Consider the following 20,391-nt stretch of genomic DNA (forward strand, 5'->3'; position numbering starts at 1 on the left):
AAAAAGAGAAGCTAAATGCTTCTCTTTTTTTACGCTTGAGCATGCTGACTTTTTAATCCACAGAATCTCATCTGCTTTTGCAGGGCTTTTATGTTATAAAGTTACATAAGTTTTAAATTTTTTATTTATCCAGTGGGTAGTCCTCTTATGACAAATAACTCTTCTCCTGAAAAATCATCTTGGGGTTGGAAAGCCGTCATTATTGTGTGTATTTTAGGTGCATTATTTATGGGCATCTTTTATCTTGCCGTGAGCAACGAACCAGACTATATGCCAAGTCAAAAGCGCAATCAGACGCAGACTGCACACCAGCAGCAATCTTCGGCTTCCGAACCTACTGCGGCTGAGATGAATATGACAGAACAAGAACATGCCAATATGGCAGAGCACGATGCCTCTGCTGCCCATGGTCACTGATTATAGAAAATAAAAAAAGCGGGATGAGGTATCCCGCTTTTTTACACCTGCTTTAATGGCTATTGAATTACTGCAATTTTAAATACATATCAATATGTGCAATGCCGCAATCCAGATATTCCTCACCTTCAACCTTAAAACCCAAACTCACATAAAACTGAATGGCATGCACCTGTGAAGACAGTTTCAGGAATTTTCGCTGTTCATATTTAGCCTGTTCGATGATCTGTAGCATCAGTAATTTTCCAATGCCTAAACCACGATGTGATTTCAGCACGGCAACTCGTCCGACACTGTTATTTTGCAATAACCGTGCAGTCGCAACAGGTTGGACTTGATCATAGATGACAAAATGCTGCGATATAGCATCCTGATCATCCCATTCATCTTCCACGGCGATCTGCTGCTCTAGAATAAATACCTGTTCACGAATGAGTTTGGCATCCTGTTGCAATTTATTCCAACTGCCTGTGCGTATCGTAAATGGGGGCATCAACCATCATCTTCCTAAAAATAAAAACATCTTTAAAACTGCTTTATCCATTTTAAATTAACACTTACAGCCTATATCCTGCTGATCCCACTGATCATTCAGCAACAGTTCCAAGGAATGTTTTTGAATGCCATACATCTGTTTTAAGGCCTGAATCTGCGCCAAAATCTGCTGATCCGGTTCACTATAATCTTTACGTTTGGTGGCCAGAATCATCTTGTTTTTACTGGTGTGTTCCAGCGCCACAAATTCAAACACTTTGGTTTCATAACCATACGCTTTAAGCAATAAAGCACGAATGGTATCAGTCAGCATTTCAGCCTGCTGTCCGGCATGAATGCCAAATTGCAACATCGGTTTCAGCACTTCAGGGCTTTTCAGCTGTGGACGCAATTCTTTATGACAACACGGCGCACACATGATCATTTGCGCATTTAAGCGAATCCCGGTATGAATGGCAAAATCGGTTGCCACATCGCAGGCATGTAAGGCAATCATGACGTCGAGATGTTCAGGCTGATAGGTACGGACATCGCCCTGAAAAAAATCCAGTTGCTGAAAATCAGAATGCTGCGCAACATCCTGACAAAACTCCACCATTTTCGGATTGAGCTCCACGCCTGTAACAAAAGGCATCTGCCCATGTTTAGCCAGATAGTCATATAAAGCAAAAGTCAGATAGCCTTTGCCTGAACCAAAATCAACCACACGTAGTGCATGATCGTGTTGGTTAATCTGATCCAGAGCACCCGAGAAAATTTCGACAAATTTATTAATCTGTTTCCATTTACGTGCCATGCTCGGAATAATCTGTGCTTTATGGTCGGTAATGCCCAGCGGCTGTAGAAAATAGCTGTCTTGATCGACATAGCGATGCTTGGTACGGTCATGGCCTTGCTGGGTCTCTGCAGGATTCACTATCGTAATCACCTTTTTACTGCTGCTCAGCATGGCTTTCTTCTTGTTTTTTTTCAGTTGCAGTTCTTCACTCGCGGTAAACAGATTGGCCTGCTTCGATTGCGCCAACAATGACTGCACCAAGGGCACGGCTTCAGCCAAAGGGTAATTTTTAGTGACATCCTGCGTCTTATAACGATACAGACAACTAAGCACAGGCTGGTTTTGCAGTGAAATGACTCTTAAGGTCATTTTCTCCAGATGTTCCAGCTCACCTTTATACTGGCTAATAATCATTCGATCAAAACTATGTGTTTCAATGGCTTGCTGAAAAGCATCTAAGAATTTTTGTTCCTGAATAAAAGGAGAAGCCGCTTGAGACATACATATCACTCGAATAAATTAGGTCATCAGTTTAAAACTTCTTACTTTAAAGGTAAAATTGCATTACTATACAAGTGTATTTTTAATTATAGAAAATAAATAATGATGACTTCTCAACTGCAGGCTTATGATCCACATGAAGAAAAAATTAATGCGATCAGTCATGCACTTGGCGCATTATTAGCGCTTATTGCCAGTATTTTTATGCTGATCAAAGGCAGTGATTTACCGCTTGGGCAATTTGTCAGCTTATGTGTGTACGCACTCAGTATGATTTTACTTTTTTCTGCTTCCAGCCTGTATCATTTTGCCGAATCACCGCAACGGCGTGGCTGGTACAAAAAACTGGACCATACTGCCATTTATTATCTGATTGCAGGAACCTATACCCCTTTCCTGTCCATCGCCCTGCCTACAGCTAAAGCGCATTATTTATTAATTGCCCTTTGGCTGATTGCGCTGATTGGCACATTATTCAAATTAGTTTTCATTCATCGTTTCCAGAAAATTTCACTCATCGCCTATTTGGTCATGGGATGGCTGGCCTTACTGGTCATGGATGATATGCAACGCTATTTAAGTGCCCAGGCGTTAACCTATTTGATCGTTGGTGGACTTGCATACACTGTGGGTGCATTGTTTTATGCGCTAAAAAAGGTAAGATACACCCACGCTATCTGGCATATTTTTGTATTGATCGGTGCAGGATCACATTTTCTGTCTATCTATCTTTACGTGATTTAATCCTCTCATCCTTCATTTCAGTGACCCTGAGCGAGCTGAGTAGAGAAGATTCTTCGTTGTTTTTTTAAGAAATTACGCCTTTTTTAAAAAGATTACGCTTTTAAAACTAAGCTTTTTTTATTTTTAGTAAGTGTAAGGTCATCCATGGCGTCATCAGAGTCTATTGCTGCTTCAGCAGAAGTTGCAACCAATTCAAAATTCCGCGTTCTTACTGCAAGCCTTGTCGGTACAACAATCGAGTTCTTCGATTTTTATATTTATGCAACAGCGGCAGTGATTATTTTTCCCCATCTGTTCTTTCCGGCAAGTACAGACCCAACCACAGCAACCATTCAGTCTTTGGCCACCTTTGCGATTGCCTTTATTGCGCGTCCGATTGGCGCTGCCCTGTTTGGACATTTGGGTGACCGGATTGGCCGTAAGGCAACCCTGGTCGCAGCCTTACTGACAATGGGTATTTCGACCGTCTGTATTGGCTTACTGCCCACTTATGCACAAGTAGGTCTTGCTGCACCCTTATTGCTTGCGCTTTGCCGTTTAGGTCAAGGTCTGGGCTTGGGAGGTGAATGGAGTGGTGCTGTGCTTCTGGCCACTGAAAATGCACCTGAAGGTAAACGAGCCTGGTACGGCATGTTCCCGCAACTTGGAGCACCAATCGGCTTTATCCTAGCGACAGGTTCTTTCATCACCCTTGGTGCATTCATGTCGGAACAGGAATTTATGCAATGGGGCTGGCGTATTCCGTTTATTTCAAGTGCTTTACTGGTGATTGTGGGTTTATGGATTCGTCTGAAACTGCATGAAACGCCTGCCTTTCAAAAAGTATTGGATAAACAGAAAGAAGTAAATATCCCATTTAAAGAAGTGTTGACCAAACACTGGGGCATGCTGATTCTCGGTACCATCGCTGCCATCTGTACCTTCGTAGTGTTCTATTTGACCACAGTGTTCGCCTTAAACTGGGGAACCACCAAACTCGGTTACACACGTTCCGAATTTCTGCAACTGCAACTGATTGCCACTTTATGCTTTGCGGCATTCATTCCACTTTCTGCCGTTTTTGCGGAAAAATTTGGTCGTAAAGCCACTTCAATTGGCGTATGTATTGTTTCAGCATTGTTTGGCCTGGTGTTCTCAAGCATGCTTGAGTCTGGCAGCACTGTTGTCGTGTTCTTATTCTTATGTATTGGTCTGGCGATCATGGGCTTAACCTATGGCCCGATTGGTACGGTACTGTCTGAAATTTTCCCGACTTCAGTACGTTATACCGGTTCAGCATTAACCTTTAACCTCGCTGGTATTTTTGGCGCATCTTTTGCACCTTTAATTGCAACCAAGCTTGCAACGACTTATGGTTTATATGCTGTAGGTTATTATTTAACTGCAGCTTCTATCCTTTCACTGCTTGCCTTCCTGGCCATTCGTGAAACCAAACATGATGATGTAAACAACCAGGTTTAATGTCATCTATACATAAAAAAACCAGCGTGATCATGCTGGTTTTTTTATGTTTCTCAGATCTGTTCATCACTGAGCATTTCTTGATATAGCTCTTCAAACACCGCTCGATCGCCACCGGCATTGTAATAACTCGGAACAATGTAAGTCACCAGCTGGCGATATCGCTCTGTACCATATAAATGATCCAGCAAAGCTTCCACATTATTTTCATCAATACCGAATTGCGTCATCAGTTGCTGAAACTTTTGATAAAATGTGCACGCAAATTCTTGCGTGTTCACTACATCCGCCTCTGCTTGCTGAAAATACGTTTCTAAGGCAATTAAACCCGCTTCAAGCTGTGCCGATTGAGGTTCTGTTAAAGCAAAAAACTGACCAACCTCTTCTAAAAAAGACATGCTCTTCTCCTATTTTGTTCTCATTGTTATAAAACAATCTTGTTTTACGGTATGTCAAAAATTGTTCCTAAAACCGATCTTCAAGATTTAAACCAATTCAATAATATCAATAGTCGGCGGTACGCGAAAACGAAAGGGTACACCAACCATTCCTGTGCCTACAGTCACAAAGACATCTGCATTTTCATGCTGGTACAACCCTTTTTTATGTCCCAAGATGGAGACTTTTTTCATGATGTAGTTGGTCAGCCAAGGCAGTTCCACCTGCCCACCATGGGTATGCCCCGACAGCATAAGAGGACGGGTCGGCAATTGTGGCACCATATCCACCGTATCCGGGTTATGCGACAAAATCACCCAGGGTTTGTCTTGCGGCAAATCCGGCATGTAGCGCATATCAGTTTTTCCAGCCCATAAATCGCCCACACCAAGCAATCTGAACTCATCAAATTCAATCATCTGTCCTTCAATATCAATCACATTATTGACTTTAAGTGCATGCCGCAACAGGTTTTGAATCGGTGGCCCCGGGTACTGCTCATCATGATTGCCATTCACCGAATACACCGGCGCATTAATGTCTTGCAAAATGGCCAGTTCATCGGCCAGTTTGTTTTCAGGTTCATAGGTCCAGTCCCCTGCAACCACCACCAGATCAGGATTCTGCCGATTAATTTTATCGACAATAATTTTCAGCTGGCGCTCATGTCCGGAAAACAGACCTATATGCAAATCGGCAATCAAGGCAATTTTGATGGGGCTTTGCAGATTTTGCTCCGGATGGAGCTGATATTGCAGGGTTTTAACCATGACATGCTGAGGTTCGATAAAACGGGCATAAATCAGCACACAGCTCAGCAAGAAAATAAACACCGCTTGGTGAATCGAGTAATAACCACTCCAACCGGCAAACAGGCTAAAGAAAAATAATGGGAAAAGTAAATAAGATAAATAAAAGGCCAATAAATGTACAAAGGCCTTAAAGGGATGAATAGTTTCTGTCCGTGTCTGACTTAACCAAGCCTGTGCGATACCCCACACCGCAAGCAGAGCGAAACAAATATAAAAATAAAAAGCAACTGCGTGCGAATCCCACATATTATCGTCTCTAATCATTACGATGATATTACATCATTCATCTATTCTGATATTTATCTTTTCACAGCTCACAATTATACTCAAACCAATTTTTGGTATTGTTTACACTCTATGACGCGATCTTCTCATCAGCTCACACACTTAAACAGTGGTCAATCCCCTAGCACAGCTAGCTATAAAACCACCGTATTATTAAGTTGTAGTCTGCTGCTCGGAATTCCGGCATGCTCCACCCTTCCCAAACAAATACCACAGCCTGTTGAATATTCATTTGATACCAAAACCGAACAGACTTCACTGGCTAAAATCATTGTGCCCTTAAGGGAAAAAAACCCAAACCTGACCGGTTATCATGTGCTGTACGACCCGCTTGAGGCATTGGCAGCACGTATCCATTTAATTGATAAAGCAGAAAAAACTTTAGATTTACAATACTACATTTGGGACAACGATAAAATTGGCGCACTGGCCCTGCACTCCATCATTCAGGCAGCAGACCGAGGGGTAAAGGTCCGTTTATTAATGGATGACAACAATGCCAAAAAGATGGAAGGCATTTATCTGGCCCTCGACCAGCATCAGAATATTGATGTGCGTCTGTATAATCCTTACCGTTTTAGACATTATCGTGCCATGGACATGGTACTGGACTTAAAACGCATTAACCGTCGCATGCATAACAAAAGCTTTATTGCAGACAACCAGATTGCATTAATTGGCGGTCGCAATATGAGTAACCAGTATTATAACGTTAGTGACAATTATCAGTTTTCCGATGTTGACGTGATGCTGGTCGGCGCCGCATCGGATGAAATTATTCATTCCTTCGATGAATACTGGAATGACGATTATGCTTTTCCAGTCAAGCAAATTGTCAATCCCCAACATTATTCCTTGCGTTTTGACAGCCTGAAAAAACAGCTTGAGGAACACTCCCAAAACATTACCGTACAGAATTATCTCGATTTAGCCACCCGATCGCATGCTTTTGAAAACTGGCTGAATAACAGTATTCAATTTGACTGGGTCAAGGCAGAAGTCGTCAGTGATTCACCTAGTAAAATCCGGGCAAAAGCCAAAAAAGAACAACATCTGAATTTTCAGCTGATTAACCGTTTAGAAAAACCCGAACACAGCGTCGATATTATTTCAGCCTATTTTGTCCCGGAAAAAAAAGGCGAGAAAATGCTGAGTGATCTGGCGCAAAACAATATTAACGTCCGGGTACTGACCAATTCCTTTAAAGCCAATGACGTGGCTTTGGTTCATGCTTTCTATGGCAAATATCGCAAGGATTTACTTCAGAATAATGTCCAGCTTTACGAGTTTCTGTCTGTTCCGGAAAGCGAAAACCTGAATGCCCATACCCAGGAAATTGCAGAAAAAGCCAAAGTCAGCATCAAAGGTTTAAGCCGTTCCAGCCTGCATGCCAAACTGATGGCTATTGATGAAAAACAGGTATTTATTGGTTCTTTTAATCTGGACCCACGTTCCGCCTATTTGAATACCGAAATTGGCGTATTATTGGACAGCCCGAACCTGGCCAAAGCGATCCATTCCACCATGGATCAGAACCTGTCTAAATATGCCTACAAACTGGTGTTAGATGCCGACAATAAAATCAACTGGCAAATTAAAGGTCATGATGGCAGCATTAAAACTTACCAAAAAGAACCCAAGATGAAATGGTGGCAAAAAGCCGGGGTTAAAATAATTTCCTGGTTACCGGTTGAAGGCTTTATGTAAGCTGCAATGGTATTCACGAGTCATGCAAAGACTCAGGCAGCTTTTTCAGTGCTTTCTGCTGTAACTGTGCTAAACCGGCAATCATCTGGGTATGTACGGCTTCCGTTAAACTTTCAACATCATGTCCTTCCACAGCAATTGCGGGTAAAGCCATCAGATGAACCATCACCTTTGGCATTTCCAAAACGTTTTTAACATGGTCCGCAAAACTAATGTCACCGATGAACGGTGCCACCGTATCCAGCTCTCCCTCTTGATTCACATAACAAATCAGACAAATTTGCACCGGACGATTTGCGTCAATGGCGGCACCTAAAATACGGCCATAGATTTTTTTAATTTTACTGCCATCCGAAGTGGTGGCTTCTGGAAAAAATAATACCGGAATATCACGTTTTAAAAATGTGGTAATTTGCTCTTTAATTTTAATCGAATCACCAGAACCCCGTTTAATAAATAATGTGCCACCGCCCTTGGCCAGTTTGCCAAATAAAGGCCATTTTTCAATTTCAGCTTTGGCCAAAAAGAATACCCGGGCACTTGAACCCAACACTGCAATATCCAGCCACGAAACATGGTTACTCACCCACAGCGCCGGCTCACGTGGAATTACTCCATGCACTTGAATCTCAAGGTTAAATACCTTGCATAATTCGCGGCAGAAATGCTGTACATAACGCGTATTACATGGGTTGTTCGGATCTTTATATAAGCGATGACGAAAAACCAGATAAAATCCTTGAATAATTGCCGCTAAACCAGCCAATAACTTTTTGCTATATAAGAAAAATTTAGACAAGCCATTTAACGATGAACTTTCAGTTACGGAGGATTGGGTCATAGATGGATCACTAATTATTAGCTGCAGCATTTAATCATTTATTTGCTGCCATTCTATACTGTTCATTTTGAACTTGCATTGATCATAAAAACCTAAATCAGCCAATAAAACCAGTAAATCATTTATTTTTATCACCAATAAAGAGCTTGAATCATGTGCTGAAAATTAAAAACAAGGCTCAGATACATCTCCATGATTTTCTGCTTTTTATCACTGCCTTCTAGATGTTCCTGCTCATAAAAACACGCCTTGGACTGAATATCTTGTTACGATGCTTTGTTAAGTTTTTGCTATTTTTCCCTTTGCTTGTTCATTTTCAACTAAAATAAAATTTTAACGCAGTAGAGATCATCTTTAGTGGAATATTTTGAGCAACATCAGGGTGGTGAACGAACAATCTTAGTGAGTGTGTCGGTACAACTATTAGATGACCTTGATGCAGAAGAATTTCGTTTACTGGCAGAATCTGCCGGTGCTGAAATTTTAGACCATATTAGCGCTCAACGTATTAAACCCGATCCCAAACTGTTTATCGGCTCTGGCAAGGCAGAAGAAATTGCCGCTCTGGTACAGGACCTTGAAGCTAATTTGGTCATTTTCGATCATTCACTAACACCCGCTCAAGCCCGTAATTTAGAAAAAATCATGCTCTGCCGTGTGGTGGATCGTACCGAACTGATTTTAGATATTTTTGCGCAACGTGCCCGGACCTATGAAGGTAAATTGCAAGTCGAACTGGCACAGTTACAGCACCTATCCTCACGTTTAGTGCGCAGCCGCAGTAATCTTGACAGTCAAAAAGGTGGGATTGGCTTACGTGGCCCGGGTGAAACCTTGCTGGAAACAGATCGCCGTCTACTGCGTATCCGCATGGGGCAACTCAAAACCAAACTGGATAAAGTCCGCCAGACCCGCATGCAAGGTCGTGTTGCACGTCAGAAAGCCGCTGTGCCGACCGTTTCTCTAGTCGGTTATACCAATGCCGGTAAATCCACCTTGTTTAATATTTTGGCCAATAGCGATGTTTACGCGGCCGATCAACTGTTTGCAACATTAGACCCTACACTGCGCCGCCTGGAATGGGATGGTATTGGACGTTTGGTGCTGGCAGATACCGTGGGTTTCGTGCGTAATCTCTCGCATTCCTTGGTCGAGTCCTTTAAGGCAACGTTGGAAGAAACGCTGGAAGCCACCTTACTGCTGCATGTGATTGATTCCAGCAGCCCGGATATGCTGGAACAGATTGAAGCAGTAGAATCGGTACTCAAGGAAATTGGTGCCAATGTGCCAGTACTGCGCGTCTATAACAAAATTGATGTCAGTGGTGAAGATGCCAAAATTGTCTATGCCAAACCGCACATGCCCGATCGGGTGTATGTATCAGCACACTCAGGCCAGGGTTTAGACCTGCTGCGTCAAGCGGTACAAGAATGTTTGATGGGCCAAATTCAAAGCTTTGAGCTGATGTTAAAGCCTGCCTATGGCAAATTGCGCACCCAACTCTATGCATTGAATGTCATTCAATCTGAAAATTATGATGATGTCGGTAATCTGCATTTACATGTGATTATGGCACCGCAAAAGCTGGAACAGCTGATTAAACAGGCTCATTTGCCTATAGATGAAATTCTGGGGCACAAGGCTGCACAATTTAAACGGCCGCTTGAGGAATTTGAAATAAAAAGATAAATCGGTTAAAACGTGACAAGTGTAATTATAATTGTTGGTAAAAATGGACTGGATAAAAACAACGGACTGGCCAGCCTGGATTGGCACCGTGGCATTAATCATCTGCTTCCGTGAAGGAGCCGTATGGCTAACCACACAATTTCATCATCCTGAACTGGGTAATCTGGTGGGCTTGATCAGCCTATTGGTGACTTTATTTATCTGGAGAAGTTTCAAGAAATTACCCAGTCGCTTGGTCGATACCAATAACAAGATCATGAAAGAAAGTGCCTTTGCCTTTTTGCCAATTAGCGCAGGGTCCTTGATTATGCTGACTCAAATGGGCAAGGAAATGCCGGCTTTTTTACTGGTGATGTTTGTCAGCACCCTGATTCCTTTGTGGGTCTATGCAAAAATGTCCAAGCGCTGGTTATAGGGAAATTATATGTTCACAGTACTCTCCGGTTTTTTTATCACCCTGATCGCCTATCTGGTCGCAAAACCGATCAATAAACGCCTACCGCAAATTCCAGTCATTGTGATTGGCATGTTTTTGATTATTGGACTGTTGTTGTCATTCGGGATTCGTTATGAATCTTATATGGCACAGGTCAATCCGCTTTTTAATCGCCTCTTGGGCTATGTCACCGTTGCATTGGCCATTCCTCTCGCGGCCATGCGTTATGATGATCTGCCGCTGAAAGCCATGCTCGGAATTCTGGTGTTTGCCAGTATCAGTGCAGTCGCGCTACCGATGGGTCTTGCCTATCTACTGCATATGACCGATTCCAGCATTATGGCTTTTGCTACACGCGCCGTGACTACTCCAATCGCAATTAATATTGCCACCCTGTTACATGCACCTATGAGTATGGTCATTCTTATTGTGATTTTATCCGGTGTAATTGGAGCAGCCTTTTCTCCCTTGATCCTGCGCCATATCAATGATGAACGCGCTTCGGGTCTGGCATTGGGTCTGGCTGCGCATGCCATTGGAACAGCACAGGCATGGCAAAGAGGCAGCGTAGCAGGACGCTATGCTGCATTTGGCATGGCAGTGAATGCTGTATTTACTGCCATATGGCTGCCTACTTTTATACTTTATTTACAAAAAATGTGACCAAACAGTCATTTGCATTGATAATGATTGTTGCTTGTCAAAAATACTCCTAGTATCAGGAGTACTGTCAGTGGAATGAAGGAACATTCAAAATGGTCAAGATGAAACTTACTATTGCATTAATCTGCTCAACTTTAGCGAGTTTTGCCCTAGCTCAAGACCTTACAGGAACGTGGAAAAATATTGATGATAAAACCGGTTCATCAAAAGCCATTCTTGAAATTCGCCAGGAAAATAATGGCACTTATACCGCCCAAGTGGTCAAAGTCACTCCGCGTCCTGGCTATACTCCCAAAGAAATTTGCGTCAAATGCCCGGCACCTTATACCAATCAGCCCATTCTAGGCATGGATGTCTTGAAAGGTTTAAAACATATAGAAGGACCCAACTATGCGAATGGTAAAATTATCGATCCGCTATCTGGTCATATCTACAGCATGAAAGCGAAATTAAGTCCAAATGGTAAACGCTTAACCCTGCGTGGTTATATTGGGGTTTCAGCATTAGGCCGTAGTCAGACCTGGATTAGAAATGACTAAATATGACAAAAAGCCACACTATGTGGCTTTTTTCTTCACTGATATTGAAATAATTCACATTATATTTTATTTTTATGAAGCAGTGGGTTGACTAATTTTTAAACGATAACTATATCTCTATATAAATTAAAAAAAATATTTTCCACACACAGGAATTGATATGAAGAAAAATCTATTATTTGCTGCTTTTGCCAGTTTAGTTTGTAGTGGGAACGTATTGGCAAATGATCTTAGCGGAACATGGAAAACCATTGACGATAAAACAGGCTCATCAAAAGCCATTCTGGAAATGCGCCAAGAAAGCAATGGGACTTATACAGCAAAAATTGTAAAAGTCACTCCTCGTCCAGGTTATACCCCGAAAGAAACCTGTGTAAATTGTCCAGCACCTTATACCGACAAACCTATCTTAGGATTAGATGTTTTAACGGGATTAAAATCTATCGGTGATAATCAGTTTGTAAATGCCAAAGTTCTTGATCCACTGAACGGTAAAATCTATAGCGGCAAAGCAAAATTAAGTCCGAATGGTAAACGTCTCACTCTACGCGGTTATGTTGGTGTATCCGCACTCGGTCGTAGTCAGACCTGGATTAAACAAGATTAAATGATACACATGGTCGTGTACTAGACTCTTTAACAGGAAAAATAATAACTTTAAAGGATGAATTACACCGAATGCTAAACGTTTTATATTATGTGGATATGTAGGAATTGTGGCTCTGGGTCGAACTCAAATCTAGATTAGAAACGACTAAATATGACAAAAAGCTGTACTATCTGGCTTTATTATTCAATGATTTTTAAATAATTCACATTATTCTTCATTTTCATGAACCACTATATTGACTATTTTATAAACAATCCTAATATAGTTTTTAAATTAAAAAAATTATTCACCACAACCGCAGGAATATATATGAAAAAAAATATCTTACTTGCTGCTCTTGCCATTGTAGTTTTTAGTGGGAATGTATTGGCACAAGATCTATCAGGTACTTGGCAACAAATTGATGATAAAACCGGTTCACCCAAGGCAATTATCGAAATCAGTAAAGATACAAACGATATTTATACCGGTAAGATCGTCAAAGTAACCCCTCGTCCAGGTTATATACCGCAAAAGACATGCAACAAATGCCCTGCACCCTATACCAATCAGCCTATTTTAGGTATGGATGTACTCACCGGATTAAAGCATGTGGAAGGTACAAATAACTATGAAAAAGGCCGGGTCATCGATCCTTTAGCAGGTAAAATTTATGATGCTAAAGTTCGACTGAATGCGAGCGGAAAACGTCTCACTTTACGTGGCTACATCGGTATTTCAGCATTGGGTCGCAGTCAGACCTGGTTACGGGTCGATTAATTCAAATCCCTGTTTTTAATTAAAAAGCCACAATATTGTGGCTTTTTATCCAAATCAGCTTAAAACTGTTTGCTTGACTCTAGAGTATATTGACTAATTACTTTATCTATCTAATATATCCATTAATTAGAAAATGAAAGATTAAGTGAGAGTCTTATATGCAAAAGAATCTATTGCTGGCTGCTTTTGCTGCTGCACTTTTCAGTGGAAATGTTTTCGCAGAAGACATTTCTGGAACATGGCAACAAATTGATGATAAGACCGGTGCTGCGAAAGCGATTATTAAAATTAATAAAGAAAACAATAATACATTTACCGGGAAAATTATTAAAGTTACTCCTCGCCCAGGTTATACCCCACGAGAGACATGTAATAATTGCCCAGCACCCTATACCAATCAGCCCATTTTAGGTATGGAAATTCTGAAGGGCTTAAAACATGTATCTGGAACCAATAACTACGAAAAAGGCCGTGTTATAGATCCACTAGCGGGTAAAGTTTATGACGCCAAAATCAGACTGAATGCAACAGGCAAGCGTTTAACCTTAAGAGCCTATATGGGTATTTCCACCTTGGGACGCAGCCAGACCTGGATCAGACTTGACTAAGCAAGTTTAAATATAAAAAAGCCACATAATGTGGCTTTTTTATTATGGCTTAGCTTGAGGATGACATCATCGGATTATCGACTTTAAACAATTGTTGATCTTCTAATCGATAAGCAATCAGCTGATTGCCCCAAACACACCCCCCATCCACATTCTGAATCTGGGGCGTAATGGTTTTCCCTTGTAATCCAGCCCAGTGTCCAAAGATAATTTGATGGGTTTTAGCCGCTTTGGACTCAAAGTCAAACCATGGCTGAAAGCCTTCAGGCATAGGATCATCCAGAGAATCTTTAAAACTGAATTCCATTCGCCCTTCTACATTGGTTAAACGCATACGGGTCAAGTAGTTAGTAATGCAACGTAAACGGGCATGACCCTGTAAATCATCAGACCAACAATTTGGCTCTTTGCCATACATGTTAGCCAAAAAAGCATCGACCACGTCAAAGTCATCATGGCCAATTACTGCCTCAACTTCCTTAGCTAAAACCGCTGTTTGTTCTGCTGTCCAATTCAGCGGAATCCCTGCATGGGTCAAAACCGTATGTTCATTCGGAAATAAACATAAAGGCTGTTTACGCAGCCATTCGATCAAGTCATCACTTTCCAAAGCATGAATGACATCATCAATATTGTCTTTGGGATTAATCTCTTTAGTCCCACGTGCCACAGCCAATAAATTAAGGTCATGATTACCTAAAACCGTTGCAGCAACCCCCTTGTCGACCAGCTTTTTGATAAAGCGTAAAGCCCCAATCGAATTTTCACCACGTGCAACCAAGTCACCCGCAAACCAAAGAAAATCTTGATCTGCATCAAACTGAATCGTTTTAAGTAATATTTTCAAAGCTTCAAAACAGCCCTGAATATCACCAATCACATAATTGTATCGAATATTCGAAGCTGCCATTTAATCCACCATTTGATCTGCTAATGCTACAAATTGAGCCAGCGTTAAAGTCTCGGGGCGCGCCATCGGATCGACACCTGCTTTCTCAAATCCCTCTTCAACCAGCATACCTTTCAAACTGTTACGCAGCGTTTTACGACGCTGGGTAAAGACATGGGACACCAGACGGGCCAAGGCTTTTTCATTCTTGGCCACAATCGGTTTAACAGCATAAGGCTCCAGACGAAAGACGGCAGAAGTGACTTTTGGTGGTGGATTAAATGATCCCGGTGGCACTTCAAACAGGAAAGTCGGTTTACAGTAATACTGGATCATCACCGACAAACGGCCATATTCTTTGGTATTGGGTGAGGCGGTAATACGGTCAACCACTTCCTTTTGCAACATGAAGTGCATGTCTTTAACTTTGTCACCAAATTCCAGGAGATGGAACAGAAGTGGTGTTGAAATGTTGTATGGCAGGTTACCAACCACACGTAGCGGACGGCCTTCTTGAAACAACTCAGTAAAGTCATATTTCAAGGCATCCGTTTCAACAATGGTTAAACGCTCAGGATGCGGCACACGGCCTGGTAAACCTGCCGCCAAGTCACGGTCAAGTTCAACTACAGTTAAGGCATCACATTCACCAATTAAAGGTGAAGTTAATGCTGCAAGACCGGGACCAATTTCAACAATGTTATCGCCAGAACGAGGATTCACTGAACGGACAATTTTGGCAATGACACGTTGGTCATGTAAGAAGTTTTGCCCAAAACGCTTACGCGTGTGATGCCCTTCATCTTTGGGGGTTAAGGCATTAATCTGATACATAAACATTTCCAACGTGTAATAAAGACAAGATCACTGACGCGCAAGTTCGAGCGCCAAATCCACAGCCACATGCAAGCTCGAGCTTTTTGCCAGACCTGTACCTGCAAGGGAGAGTGCTGTGCCATGATCGACAGAAGTTCGGATAAACGGCAAGCCCAAAGTAATATTGATGGCTTCACCAAAACCCTGTGATTTTAACACAGGTAAGCCCTGATCGTGATACATCGCCAATACGGCATCGGCATCTTTTAAATTGTCCGGGGTAAATAGCGTATCGGCAGGCAAACTCAGGCTCATATTGATCCGTTGCGCACGATAAGTTTCCAGCACAGGATTAATCACCTCAATTTCTTCCATCCCCAAATAACCATCTTCCCCAGCATGCGGATTTAAACCACACACCAGAATATGCGGATGATCAATCCTGAATTTGGTTTTTAAATCGTGGATTAAGATATCAATCACCTGATGCAGGCGCTCAGGCGTAATCGCATCAGGCACATCACGTAAAGCCAGATGCGTAGTCACCAGTGCCACCCTTAAAGTCTTGGTGGCCAGCATCATCACCACCCGATCGACACCAGCAAATTCCTGATAATACTCAGTATGACCACTAAAATGGATACCCGCTTCATTGATAATGGATTTCTGTACAGGCGCGGTGGCTACACCGACACTTTTGCCTGTCATGGCGTAATCTGCAGAACGACGTAATTGTTCCAGCACATATGCTGCGTTTTGGGCATTCAGTTGCCCCAAAACCACTTCTGTATTTAAGGGCACATGTTCGACATAAAGCTGTCCTTGAGCTGCAGATTCTAATTGTCCTTGATATTCAATTAGTTCAATCTCTTTCTTTAATAATTCTGCACGTTGCTTTAATAAATGAATATCGGCTAGTACCACAATCGGACGTTCATCAACACGATCCGCCAAACTTAAACAAATATCTGGACCAATACCAGCAGGTTCACCACTCGTAACATATAAAGGAATCATAATTTATCCAAGAAGCTCAATATTCAACATTATAACGCGAATGCTAAACAAGAAAGCTGAAGCTGAGCAAAACCACATATAGATCAACTAGTTTAATCAACAAAACAACTGGTAATTAGCAATACATCGATATTTTTTACTTTAATAGATTTCTTTCATAAATCGTTTTTAATGACTATAAGTCGTTCATAATACGAAAATAAAAAATTGATTTTTTTAGCAAGTATTCGATTCATGAGTGTGGCATGGATGCCACCACGTTTCCCATCACGACAAGGAAGTCGTGTATGGGGAACAAAAGGTTTTTGTCTACTTTTGACCTTTCAAAAGTAGAGAGATTGCCTACGCAAAGGCATCAAAATGAAATCCATCAGATGATGGCCGTGCTGATTTTAAAAATCAGATTGAACATATTTAAATTTATGAAAGGTGTCTAATATTTCAATAAAAACAAAATTTTAAATTTTCATCATCGCTTATCTAAAATACTGAATGGTACAGGTTCTCAATTCGATAAAATCGTATCTATTGCTTTTAAGCAAAACATGCAAAATTCACAGTTGCAGAACTAAAAGCCAATATTTTTATCTTCATTTACCGCCCCCCGTTTTAGATTCCCCAACACTTCCATTTTCATCCTTGTTCTTTTAAAATATAGCGCTTGAAATTTTATATTTTCATTGTGGTTCTACTGACTTTCAGGTAGAATTCGGTCTCCTTTTGTTTGGACAGATTCCACCGTCCAAACCAACTATAATAGGTAGTGGTTTAATGAAAACTCTCAGCGCTAAGCCAGCTGAAGTTCAACACGACTGGTACGTTGTTGATGCTTCTGGCAAAACTTTAGGTCGTCTTGCGACTGAAATCGCTCGTCGTTTACGCGGTAAGCATAAAACTTCTTATACTCCTCACGTTGACACTGGCGATTACATCGTTGTGATCAATGCTGAACAAGTTCAAGTGACTGGTAAAAAATCACTTGATAAGAAATATTATCGCCATACTGGTTTCCCTGGTGGTATTCGTGAAACTAATTTCGAGAAATTAGTTGCTCACAAACCAGAAGAAATTTTCCAACGCGCTGTAAAAGGCATGTTGCCAAAAGGTCCTCTTGGTTATGCAATGATCAAAAAAATGAAAGTGTACGCTGGTACTGAGCATCCACATACTGCTCAACAGCCACAAGTTTTGGACATCTAAGGGATACAGCACATGGCTACTAACTATGGTACAGGTCGCCGTAAGACCGCAACTGCACGTGTTTTCCTATCAGCTGGTACTGGTAAACTCGTAATCAACAACCGTACTCTTGAACAGTACTTCGGTCGCGAAACTGCTCGTATGGTTGTTCGTCAACCTTTAGAGCTTCTAGAAGCTACTGAAAAATATGACCTTTACATCACTGTTGCTGGTGGTGGTATTGGTGGTCAAGCTGGCGCTATCCGTCACGGTATTACTCGTGCATTGATCGCTGCTGACGAAACTTTAAAACCTGCTCTTCGTCAAGCTGGTTTCGTTACTCGTGATGCTCGTGAAGTTGAACGTAAGAAACTTGGTTTACGTAAAGCTCGTAAACGTCCTCAATTCTCTAAACGTTAATTCGTTTACCGAATCGGACAAAAAACCCTGGATTATCCAGGGTTTTTTTATGGGACTTAAATTTTAATCCGGATAAATATTTCATCTTACTGTTCATGCACATCCTTACCCCACACGCCTTCATGACACCAGAAAGATTTGGTGAGATAATAATTCGCAAGACCAATCAAAATAAACAGTAAGATTATCGCCAGTTTGATCAGCATCTTGTTTTCCTCCAGTTATTTTTTCTTATCATCTTTTTATCTTAACCCCAATTGCGCTTTTATGCTTCGTGCTTTTTAGCTTGAATTTTAGTATCCTATTCCATTCATTTATCACTGTTTCGGATTATGTCAATCGAAAATGCACATCTACAAGGAATTACGCTTTACAGTCATGCGGATGATTTTCGCTCCCACTGGATACGCTATGTACTTGCAGAGAAGCAAATCAAATATAATCTAATTATTGTAGATGAAGACGATGAGGATCTGGCCAGTCTCAATCCCTATAATCAACTCCCCATGCTGATTGAAAATGATTTAAAATTATTTAATTCCAGCATTATTTCTGAATATCTAGACGATCGCTACCGTCAGAACAAACTGTATGCTGATGCACCAATGCCACGAGCAGAGCAACGTCAATATATCTGGCGTTTTGAGCAAGACTGGTTAAAACTGGCAGATATCATGCTGCGACATCCAGACACCCTGAATGAACAAGAGAAAGCGAAAGCTCAAAAGCAACTCAGAGATACCCTGATTTCCCTTACGCCTCTTTTTCAGCATTTCCCCTATTTTATGTCTGAAAATTTTACAATTTTAGATTGTATGCTGGCACCTATTTTTATACGGTTAAAGGCGATGGGTATCGAATTGCCTAAACAGCATTGCCGTCCTATTCACTTATATTGTCAACGAATTTTTAGTCGACCTGCATTCATTAAATCTTTAACGATGCAGGAAAAAAACCGCTACAGCGAATTTTTGGTAAATTAATCGAGCAAAATCATGTCTGAACAAGAATTGAATCTTAGCCCTACACGACCTTATTTAGCGCGCGCTATCTATGAATGGATTTGTGACAATAACCTGACCCCATATTTATTGGTTGATGCCACCCAGCCTAATACCATGGTGCCAGAACAGTTTATTCAAGACGGTCAAATTGTTTTAAATATCGTTCCTCATGCAGTGCATAAACTACATATGAGCAATGATGCAATCACCTTCTCTGCGCGTTTTGGTGGCGTTTCACGTGACATTTATGTACCGTTAAATGCAGTGCTGGGTCTTTATGCACGTGAAAATGGACAAGGGTTATTCTTTGATCCAAATGAATATGAAGGTATCCAAATTACTGAAGATACTTTAAAATCAACCACAACATCAGAAGAAACTAAACAACCTAAGAAAAAACCAAGCCTACGGTTATTAGATTAAAATAATATGGAGCAAGTGAATGGCTTTTGATTTAGTACAATATTTTGCTGAGCAGATTAACAATCAAAAGCCTCAGCTTCTCGAACACTATTCTAGAGAAGATCGAAAAACATATCTGTTAGAAATTAATGCACTGGTATTAGGTAAACTCATTTCACTTTGGCGAACTGACGATAAAAAAGTTTATCAGGAGATTTCTTCAGCCGATGATCTTTTTATTCAAGAGGTTGCGCGACATCTTACAACATCTTCAAAAAATCAGTCCACCCTGCCTAAAAATGAATTAGAACCAACAGTAACTGAAATATTAAAATTACAATTGGCAGAATTAAAACAGCTTAATGATATTGGAAATCTAAATATCAGAGGTTTACGTGAACTGATCATAGGACAGATTGAACACCTATCTGGCCAGGCTTCTGATTGGGTTTGGTCAACAAATGATCTAACAGAATTAAAAGGCTCTAAACCAATTGAGCAAGAAGATATATCATTAGACTCAACAATGAAGGAGTTTAGTCAAATGGTTCACCAGAATATCCAGCAGCATGATGTTGAAGAAGTTTCAGTTGTAAGTACCCCAACCTGGGCAAAGATTGTTGAGCCTGTCGTTGCAATCACAATTCTCTGGATACTGACCTCTGCAGCATGTAATATTTTTGCTTAAAATTTGCAAAAATTCCGATCTTAAAACCAGCAAATGCTGGTTTTTTATTGCTTATATTTCCCCGCATAAAAAAAGCCCCCTCATTAGAGGGGGCTTTTTAAGGAATAATGAGCTGGCGATGACTTACTCTCACATGGGTAATCCCACACTACCATCAGCGCTAAGAGGTTTCACTTCTGAGTTCGGGAAGGGA

24 protein-coding genes are annotated in these 20,391 nt (G+C 41.2%); 16 read left to right on the plus strand and 8 right to left on the minus strand.

The window, feature by feature from the left end:
* Positions 1-147 precede the first annotated feature (147 nt).
* Positions 148-417: a DUF4199 domain-containing protein gene (locus tag GTU69_RS12355; RefSeq protein WP_166170887.1), complete on the plus strand. Its 270-nt coding sequence runs from the start codon at positions 148-150 to the stop codon at positions 415-417.
* Positions 418-484: 67 nt separating this feature from the next.
* Here the strand turns inward: GTU69_RS12355 and GTU69_RS12360 are convergent, their stop codons facing one another.
* Both GTU69_RS12360 and GTU69_RS12365 read right to left on the minus strand, forming a co-directional pair.
* Complete coding sequence (locus tag GTU69_RS12360) at positions 485-910, minus strand: GNAT family N-acetyltransferase (protein ID WP_166170889.1); 426 nt, start codon at positions 908-910, stop codon at positions 485-487.
* A gap of 57 nt (positions 911-967) precedes the next feature.
* The gene (locus GTU69_RS12365) at positions 968-2,191 is read right to left on the minus strand and encodes an SAM-dependent methyltransferase (RefSeq protein ID WP_166170891.1); all 1,224 of its coding nucleotides are present in this window, start codon (positions 2,189-2,191) and stop codon (positions 968-970) included.
* Between the two features lie 105 nt (positions 2,192-2,296).
* Between GTU69_RS12365 and GTU69_RS12370 the strand changes: the two genes are divergently transcribed.
* Positions 2,297-2,935 (plus strand): hemolysin III family protein, encoded by a 639-nt coding sequence (locus GTU69_RS12370; protein WP_171522031.1) that lies wholly within the window; start codon positions 2,297-2,299, stop codon positions 2,933-2,935.
* Positions 2,936-3,079: 144 nt separating this feature from the next.
* On the plus strand, positions 3,080-4,396 hold the full coding sequence (locus GTU69_RS12375) for an MFS transporter (protein WP_166170893.1): 1,317 nt from the start codon (positions 3,080-3,082) through the stop codon (positions 4,394-4,396).
* A gap of 53 nt (positions 4,397-4,449) precedes the next feature.
* Here GTU69_RS12375 and GTU69_RS12380 read toward each other — a convergent pair whose 3' ends face one another.
* Together GTU69_RS12380 and GTU69_RS12385 are read right to left on the minus strand one after the other, a co-directional pair.
* Entirely contained in the window at positions 4,450-4,794 is a 345-nt protein-coding gene (locus GTU69_RS12380) for a hypothetical protein (RefSeq protein WP_166170894.1), read from the minus strand.
* Between the two features lie 87 nt (positions 4,795-4,881).
* Complete coding sequence (locus tag GTU69_RS12385) at positions 4,882-5,892, minus strand: metallophosphoesterase (protein WP_166170895.1); 1,011 nt, start codon at positions 5,890-5,892, stop codon at positions 4,882-4,884.
* Positions 5,893-6,003: 111 nt separating this feature from the next.
* Between GTU69_RS12385 and GTU69_RS12390 the strand changes: the two genes are divergently transcribed.
* Entirely contained in the window at positions 6,004-7,638 is a 1,635-nt protein-coding gene (locus GTU69_RS12390) for a phospholipase D family protein (protein ID WP_166170896.1), read from the plus strand.
* A gap of 13 nt (positions 7,639-7,651) precedes the next feature.
* Here the strand turns inward: GTU69_RS12390 and GTU69_RS12395 are convergent, their stop codons facing one another.
* Positions 7,652-8,479 (minus strand): lysophospholipid acyltransferase family protein, encoded by an 828-nt coding sequence (locus GTU69_RS12395; RefSeq protein WP_166170897.1) that lies wholly within the window; start codon positions 8,477-8,479, stop codon positions 7,652-7,654.
* A 357-nt stretch (positions 8,480-8,836) separates the two neighbouring features.
* On the opposite strand from GTU69_RS12395, the gene hflX reads away from it, so the two are divergent.
* From hflX to GTU69_RS12430, 7 genes are all read left to right on the plus strand, one after another.
* On the plus strand, positions 8,837-10,168 hold the full coding sequence (gene hflX / locus GTU69_RS12400; RefSeq protein ID WP_086195711.1) for a ribosome rescue GTPase HflX: 1,332 nt from the start codon (positions 8,837-8,839) through the stop codon (positions 10,166-10,168).
* Positions 10,169-10,211: 43 nt separating this feature from the next.
* Positions 10,212-10,583 (plus strand): hypothetical protein, encoded by a 372-nt coding sequence (locus GTU69_RS12405; RefSeq protein WP_166170898.1) that lies wholly within the window; start codon positions 10,212-10,214, stop codon positions 10,581-10,583.
* Positions 10,584-10,592: 9 nt separating this feature from the next.
* Complete coding sequence (locus tag GTU69_RS12410; RefSeq protein ID WP_166170899.1) at positions 10,593-11,267, plus strand: LrgB family protein; 675 nt, start codon at positions 10,593-10,595, stop codon at positions 11,265-11,267.
* 92 nt (positions 11,268-11,359) lie between these two features.
* Entirely contained in the window at positions 11,360-11,806 is a 447-nt protein-coding gene (locus tag GTU69_RS12415) for a DUF2147 domain-containing protein (RefSeq protein ID WP_166170900.1), read from the plus strand.
* A 160-nt stretch (positions 11,807-11,966) separates the two neighbouring features.
* Complete coding sequence (locus GTU69_RS12420) at positions 11,967-12,413, plus strand: DUF2147 domain-containing protein (protein WP_086195715.1); 447 nt, start codon at positions 11,967-11,969, stop codon at positions 12,411-12,413.
* 312 nt (positions 12,414-12,725) lie between these two features.
* Complete coding sequence (locus GTU69_RS12425) at positions 12,726-13,175, plus strand: DUF2147 domain-containing protein (RefSeq protein WP_166170901.1); 450 nt, start codon at positions 12,726-12,728, stop codon at positions 13,173-13,175.
* Positions 13,176-13,333: 158 nt separating this feature from the next.
* Positions 13,334-13,783, plus strand: coding sequence for a DUF2147 domain-containing protein (locus GTU69_RS12430; protein ID WP_086195717.1), 450 nt, complete (start codon positions 13,334-13,336; stop codon positions 13,781-13,783).
* A 49-nt stretch (positions 13,784-13,832) separates the two neighbouring features.
* Here GTU69_RS12430 and GTU69_RS12435 read toward each other — a convergent pair whose 3' ends face one another.
* Genes GTU69_RS12435 through pdxA form a run of 3 tightly spaced genes read right to left on the minus strand, consistent with a single transcriptional unit; the run spans position 13,833 to position 16,505 of the window.
* A complete protein-coding gene (locus tag GTU69_RS12435) occupies positions 13,833-14,693 on the minus strand; it encodes a symmetrical bis(5'-nucleosyl)-tetraphosphatase (RefSeq protein ID WP_166170903.1) in 861 nt (286 codons plus the stop codon).
* Positions 14,694-15,506 (minus strand): 16S rRNA (adenine(1518)-N(6)/adenine(1519)-N(6))-dimethyltransferase RsmA, encoded by an 813-nt coding sequence (gene rsmA / locus GTU69_RS12440; protein WP_166170905.1) that lies wholly within the window; start codon positions 15,504-15,506, stop codon positions 14,694-14,696. It lies immediately after the preceding gene.
* Between the two features lie 30 nt (positions 15,507-15,536).
* Entirely contained in the window at positions 15,537-16,505 is a 969-nt protein-coding gene (gene pdxA, locus GTU69_RS12445) for a 4-hydroxythreonine-4-phosphate dehydrogenase PdxA (RefSeq protein ID WP_166170907.1), read from the minus strand.
* Between the two features lie 771 nt (positions 16,506-17,276).
* On the opposite strand from pdxA, the gene rplM reads away from it, so the two are divergent.
* The 5 genes from rplM to GTU69_RS12470 all read left to right on the plus strand — a co-directional run bounded on the left by rplM (position 17,277) and on the right by GTU69_RS12470 (position 20,198).
* Entirely contained in the window at positions 17,277-17,705 is a 429-nt protein-coding gene (gene rplM, locus GTU69_RS12450) for a 50S ribosomal protein L13 (RefSeq protein WP_004811299.1), read from the plus strand.
* A 12-nt stretch (positions 17,706-17,717) separates the two neighbouring features.
* On the plus strand, positions 17,718-18,104 hold the full coding sequence (gene rpsI / locus GTU69_RS12455; protein ID WP_068974925.1) for a 30S ribosomal protein S9: 387 nt from the start codon (positions 17,718-17,720) through the stop codon (positions 18,102-18,104).
* 332 nt (positions 18,105-18,436) lie between these two features.
* Positions 18,437-19,087, plus strand: coding sequence for a glutathione S-transferase N-terminal domain-containing protein (locus tag GTU69_RS12460; RefSeq protein WP_166170909.1), 651 nt, complete (start codon positions 18,437-18,439; stop codon positions 19,085-19,087).
* Positions 19,088-19,099: 12 nt separating this feature from the next.
* Complete coding sequence (locus tag GTU69_RS12465; protein WP_166170911.1) at positions 19,100-19,531, plus strand: ClpXP protease specificity-enhancing factor; 432 nt, start codon at positions 19,100-19,102, stop codon at positions 19,529-19,531.
* Between the two features lie 19 nt (positions 19,532-19,550).
* Positions 19,551-20,198: a hypothetical protein gene (locus GTU69_RS12470; RefSeq protein ID WP_166170913.1), complete on the plus strand. Its 648-nt coding sequence runs from the start codon at positions 19,551-19,553 to the stop codon at positions 20,196-20,198.
* Positions 20,199-20,391: the final 193 nt, after the last annotated feature.

Source organism: Acinetobacter sp. SA01 (assembly GCF_011319235.1).
Lineage (GTDB): Bacteria > Pseudomonadota > Gammaproteobacteria > Pseudomonadales > Moraxellaceae > Acinetobacter.